The organism is Mycobacterium sp. (assembly GCF_035499775.1).
In the GTDB taxonomy this organism is placed as follows: Bacteria; Actinomycetota; Actinomycetes; order Mycobacteriales; family Mycobacteriaceae; genus Mycobacterium.
In genome coordinates this window covers 1-5,574 of sequence record NZ_DATJYB010000500.1, presented here as the reverse complement: position 1 = coordinate 5,574, position 5,574 = coordinate 1, and the positions used below count along the sequence as shown (strand labels likewise).

General features: G+C 64.5%; 4 protein-coding genes, 1 tRNA gene and 1 pseudogene. 5 read left to right on the top strand and 1 reads right to left on the bottom strand.

What is annotated here, in order from left to right:
- The 5 genes and pseudogenes from VML93_RS30670 to VML93_RS30650 all read left to right on the top strand — a co-directional run.
- The coding region (locus tag VML93_RS30670) for a redoxin domain-containing protein (RefSeq protein WP_325616351.1) at positions 1 to 242 on the top strand (242 nt) is incomplete at its 5' end.
- Positions 243 to 297: 55 nt separating this feature from the next.
- Positions 298 to 372 (top strand) — tRNA-Val (locus VML93_RS30665).
- Positions 373 to 1,440: 1,068 nt separating this feature from the next.
- Positions 1,441 to 2,889 carry a group II intron reverse transcriptase/maturase gene (gene ltrA / locus VML93_RS30660; protein WP_325616349.1) on the top strand — a complete coding sequence of 483 codons (1,449 nt, stop codon included), beginning with the start codon at positions 1,441 to 1,443 and terminating at the stop codon, positions 2,887 to 2,889.
- A 107-nt stretch (positions 2,890 to 2,996) separates the two neighbouring features.
- Positions 2,997 to 3,576: pseudogene (locus VML93_RS30655) on the top strand (DDE-type integrase/transposase/recombinase); the annotation flags it as partial.
- A 117-nt stretch (positions 3,577 to 3,693) separates the two neighbouring features.
- Positions 3,694 to 3,861 carry a hypothetical protein gene (locus tag VML93_RS30650; RefSeq protein ID WP_325616347.1) on the top strand — a complete coding sequence of 56 codons (168 nt, stop codon included), beginning with the start codon at positions 3,694 to 3,696 and terminating at the stop codon, positions 3,859 to 3,861.
- On the opposite strand, the gene VML93_RS30645 is transcribed toward VML93_RS30650, so the two are convergent.
- Positions 3,852 to 4,598, bottom strand: a complete 747-nt coding sequence (locus VML93_RS30645) for a hypothetical protein (RefSeq protein ID WP_325616345.1) — start codon at positions 4,596 to 4,598, stop codon at positions 3,852 to 3,854. The genes VML93_RS30650 and VML93_RS30645 overlap by 10 nt on opposite strands.
- Between the last annotated feature and the right edge of the window lie 976 nt (positions 4,599 to 5,574).

Below are 5,574 nucleotides of genomic sequence, written 5' to 3'. Positions count from 1 at the left end.
CGCCCACGCACAAGATCTGGTCGCTGGAGAGCGGGTTCATGTTCCCGGTGCTGTCGGATTTCTGGCCGCACGGCGAGGTCAGCCAGGCCTACGGCGTGTTCAACGACGACGCCGGCTACCCCAATCGCGGGACCTTCGTCGTCGATCGGTCCGGGGTCATCCGGTTCGCCGAGATGAAGGGGCCCGGCGAAGCCCGCGATCAGCGGCTCTGGACCGACGCGCTGGCGGCTCTGAGGGCCTGAGGTTTGGGTGCTCGGCCTTTGGGCGTATAGCCTGCGGCGGACCCTCGGGTTTCAAGGGCGCGTAGCTCAGTGGTAGAGCTCTGGTTTTACACACCAGCGGTCGGCGGTTCGATACCGTCCGCGCCCACCAATGTTATTGCAGGTCAGCGCTATACGGTGATTCAGTTGGGCATGACAGGCAAACCCCCGTTGTGCCAAGAGCGTGCCAGGTGGATTCGCACATCCGCTCGATTCTCCGAGGGCTGTTGCCTCCTGCGCGGGCCGAATGACCCTGCGCCCGTTCCGGGCCTGCCGCGCCGGGGGTAGGTGCACCGCGATCGATGCTGCGGATACCTCACACCCGATCGCCATCGGTCACCCCAACCGGAACATGGGCGACCCGCATTCGCCCGACGCTGATCCGCATGGGCAGACCGGCCCGTCGGTCACGCCAAGCGGCCTAGTCGCTAGACCTGTTGGGGCGGGCGCCATCAGCATCGGCGGTGGTCAGAAAATCGGTATCTGAACTGCCGTGCTTCGTTACATACCCACTCTGACCTAGTGAACCGGCGGTCACCGCGACGCGGCCCAACCAGTTGTGGTGCACCGACATCGAGCGCCGTGAGGCGCTGTTCAACCGAACGGGGGTGAGAGACCACCGTCGCCGAGCCATCGCAGTGGCCCGGCAGAAGCTGGGGGCAGCCTGATCTGAGGAGACGTAGGTGAGGGTGGGAAGCAGCCCCGACAACGCCGGGACGGCCTGGTACTGCCAGACGGGTTGGGTTCGGCTAGCGAGACGGGAAGGTGTACGCGAGGAACCAGCGGCTGAACGCCTCTTAAGAGAAGACCACCAGCTCCAACCTGGCGGATGTGGGCTGGGCAGCGACGCGCACCCGTTCTGATGGCGGGGAACTCGCGGGCCGGTTGATGTCGCCGGTTCGGGAGGTCACGGTGAAAGTCTGCGGCGTAGCCGTGACGAAGTCGCAGGGGCATAGCTGGGCACCTCACCCGTCGATCGGTTGACAGTGAACACGGGAACCACCGCAGCGGTCCCAACCTGATCCGGCAGCCTGCCGAAACAGGTGGGAAAGCATCGTCGTCGGCTGATGCCGGTGTGGTGGGGCGGAGGAGCCGTAGTAGTCCGAGGCCGGGAAAGCCGGCCGCATGGCGAAGGGCTCTAGCGGGTTCGCGGCGAGTACGCAAACTGTGGAGGTCACTTGTGAATACGAGTGCTTCGTGGGCCGACCCGGATACGGCGGAGCTACGAGTACGCAGGATGCAGCGCAAGCTGCACCACTGGGCGGTCGATGAGACCGACCGCTGTTTCGATGATTTGTACAACCTCGTTTATGACCCGGACTTTCTCACCGTCGGGTGGGAGCGGGTGCGGACAAACAAGGGTGCGCGTTCCGCTGGAGCCGATGGGATCGCACCGCGATCTTTGGGTCCGGTGGAGGCGGCCGAACTGCTTCAGCGGCTCCGCCAGGAGCTCAAGGAGCGGGTATTTCGGCCGGATCCGGTGCGGGAGGTGACGATTCCGAAGGCGAACGGCAAGCTGCGTCGCTTAGGTATCGCTACCGTCGCTGATCGGGTCGTGCAGGCTTCGCTGAAGCTGGTGTTGGAGCCCATTTTCGAGGCGGACTTTCGTCCGTGCTCCTACGGGTTCCGGCCGGGTAGACGAGCCCAAGACGCGATCGCCGAGATCCATCACCTCGCCAGCGGCTCACGGGCCTATCACTGGGTTTTCGAGGGAGACATCACGGCGTGCTTCGACGAAATCTCGCATTCGGCCCTTATGGATCGGGTGCGGCGACGCGTCGGGGACAAGCGCGTCTTGGCCCTGGTGAAATCGTTCCTCCGGGCCGGGATACTCTCGAAGGATCTCGGCTACCGGGACAACATCACCGGTACTCCGCAAGGCGGAATCCTCTCACCACTGCTCAGCAATGTCGCCCTGTCGGTTCTGGACGAGCACTTCGACGCGAAGTGGAAGGCGCTTGGCCCGGAATGGACACGCGCCAAGCATCGGCGTGCCGGAGTCCCGATGATGAAAATCGTTCGCTATGCGGACGATTTTTGCGTCATGGTCCACGGCAATCGCGGTGATAGCGAAGCGCTTTGGGATGAGATTGCAGCGGTGCTCGCGCCGATGGGGCTGCGCCTGTCGGTCGAGAAGAGCAGGGTTTGCCACATCGACGAGGGGTTCGAGTTCCTCGGCTTCCGCATCCAGCGGCAGCTCAAGAGGGGCACGACCAAGCACTACGTCTACACCTGGCCGTCGAAGAAGGCGCTCATGTCCATCACCGACAAAGTCAGGAACCTGACGCGGCGACACAAACATCGGACACTCGCTGATCTGTTGCGCCAACTCAACCCCGTTCTGCGGGGCTGGTGCAACTACTTCCAGCACGGGGTGTCCAAACGCACCTTCGACTACCTTGACCACTTCACGTGGTGGCGGGTGGTGAGTTGGATGCGCAAACGGCACCACGGGCTGGCATGGGGCGTCTTCCATCGACGGTTCCTGCCCAATTGGCAGATCCGGGACGGCAAGACGGCGATGTTTCGGCCGCAGAAGGTAGAGGTCACCCGATACCGCTACCGGGGCACGAAAATCATCACCCCTTGGACAGCAAGGCCGACGGACATCACCGCACCAGTGACATGAATCCGTGGAGAGCCCGTTGCGGAGAGATTCGCTCGGCGGGTTCGGAGGGCGGGCCGGGGAAACGGATCGGCAGAAATGCCGACACCGCGCCCCGGTCCGACCCCTACACCAAGCTACGCGGCCCCGCGAAGTGGACGTACTATCGCCTATTGGCTAGGTGTTCTTGGACATTTTTTCGCGTTATGTGGTCGGTTGGATGGTCGCTCCCCGCGAATCCGCGGCCCTGGCCGAGGTGCTGATCCGCCAGACCTGGCCGAGCAGGCAGCAGGCCGTGACCAGTTGACCATCCACGCCGATCGCGGCTCCTCGACGACCTTCAAGCAGGTGGCGTTGCTGCTCGCCGACCTCGGCGTCACCCAGTCGCGCAGCGCCCGCACGTCCGACGACAACCGCTCCGCGAATCCCAGTTCAAGACCCTGAGGTACCGGCCCGACTTTCCCAGTCGCTTCGACTCCATCGAGGCCGCCCGCCCGCACTGCCGTCCTTCTTCGCCTGACACAACGACGAACATCGCCACGGCAGGCTGCGCCTGCACACTCCCGCCGACACCAACTACCGCCGAGACCGTCCGAGAAACGCGCCACCGTGATCAACGACGCGTAGCGGGCGCACCCCGAACGGTTCATCCGTAAGCCGCCAGAGCCGCCACACCTGCCCATCAGCTCGTGGATCAACCCGCCCGACTAGCCACCGGAGGCCACTCACTAGATGGTGGGCGATCCACTCGCGGCGCACGTCGTCGAAACGGTCCGGACGGACGGTGGCGGCCATGTATCGAGCCTAAGGCGGTCCAAACATGCTCTCGTGCGCTATTTTTACGCCGTTAGCGCGGTGTCGGCCGCGCGCGTCCACTTAGGGCTCGGCACCACTGACAATGGTGGCCTCGTCATCGTGCCCTCCCGCAGCCACCGAGTCGCCGCCGACGACGTGCTGGGCAGATTTCGGGCTGCCGCGCTCACCCGCTACTGGTGAGCGAGCCCGGCCAGCGTGGTGAGCACCCGCTGGGTCTTGTTGTCGGTGTCGGCCGCGATCTGCAAGCCCACACCGTCGATGGCTTCGAGAAGACGGGCCTGGTGCTTGCGCGCACGCGCCTCGAAATCACCGGCCTTGTCGTGGTCTTTGGGTTTGGCTCTGATCGACAGCTCGAGGAAGTCGAGATCAGCGACGATCCACCGTTCGGCGTCGACCTCGACGTCTCCCACCTTCACATCGCTCCATTTCGTCGAGGCGATGGGGCCCAGCGCGATCAGATTGCTCACCGAGACCGGGACTTTGGCGCACTGCGCGAGAAAATCCGTCTGGCCGCTGGTCAGCGCCTGCTCGTGCAGCGTCGTGCCGCCGACTTGCGCCTGCGAACCCTGGCCGAACGTGCTCACCGCGGAGGCGGCCAGGGTGTGGCGCGGCCCCGACCAGTCCCCCTCGATGCGGTACTCCACGCCGTTGCGGTCAAACGCGTCCGTCCATCCGTCCTGCAGTTGCGTCGGGTCGCAGGGGCGCAGCTTGGCGGTCGTATCGTCGCGTCCCTCGCCGCTACGGACCCGAATGATGACTCCACCCTTGAGCAGTCGCAGTTCACCGTTGGCCAGGCCGTCGCGGTCCTCGGCGAACCAGATCGAGCGATTGGTAGCACCGCCCGGATTTCCCAGGCGCTCCAACGCGTCGGCGACAGCGGCGCCGATATTGGCTTTGATTTCAACGGGATACAGCATCGCGGGCCTCCTTGCTCGGTGGTGCTGATCTGCAGACTAAGGGCTGCCGACGTCGAGGATGGTGAGATATTTGCCGATGCCGGCCTTGGCGGTGATGGTTCGACACAGTCGTCGCGGGGGTGCTGCCGGTGGGGTAGGCGCACCTGTGCAGGCTGGAAGCACTACCGGGTGGGTAGCGCCGCAGCGCATAGCCCGTGGCGGAAGCCGCCCGGGCACACGGGGACGTCGACCTTTGTTCCGCTCTGGTCGTTGACGGCCACGACCACGAAGTCGGGGCCGAACAGCGGCGCCGGTTACAAGGCCAGCCATGGCTAACTCCCATAGTCGTGCGGACGACAGTGTGCGCCCCCGCAACGTTATTGGGGCACATGTTTTGGATTGTGTCACCGACACCGTCGGAGGGTGTCGGGACTCATCATCACCCAAGGAGAGCGGGCCGGCCTGAGTAGTGCGGTACCTAAATTCGACCTTCCCTGTGCGGGCTTGACCTCCCTCGCGGTCTTCTGCTCCGCTTTGCAATGGCATTTGAGCGCCGCAAGACCCCGCTACAGATCAATCGCTGCCGACCCAGGAAGCCTTAGACGGCTGGATCGCTGCCGATGACCATCAGTGACCACACCAGGCATCGCGCTCATCGCCGTCAAGCGCAACTCCTCTGTCACCTCGACTCTACCGCCCAGCGCCTGCCTCGAACGAGTCGTTGTCGGCGCAAGCGGACTCCCGGGCTCCGCATGGTGCGGATGGATGCAGGCCCCACAGGCGCAACTCGCGTGCGGGCTTGTTGCGCTGATCAATGCGGTCCATCGCACCGTCAATCGCGAAATCGATCAACAATTGCACCATCGGGCGATTCACGCGTGCCGAGCGGTGCCGACGCGAACTGGGGCGTGGTTGTCGAGCGCGTGCGCGCGCTGCCACTGTGTCTTGCTGACCCGGAACGGTTGCGGACCATGGGTGTGCAACCAGTGGGCGCCCG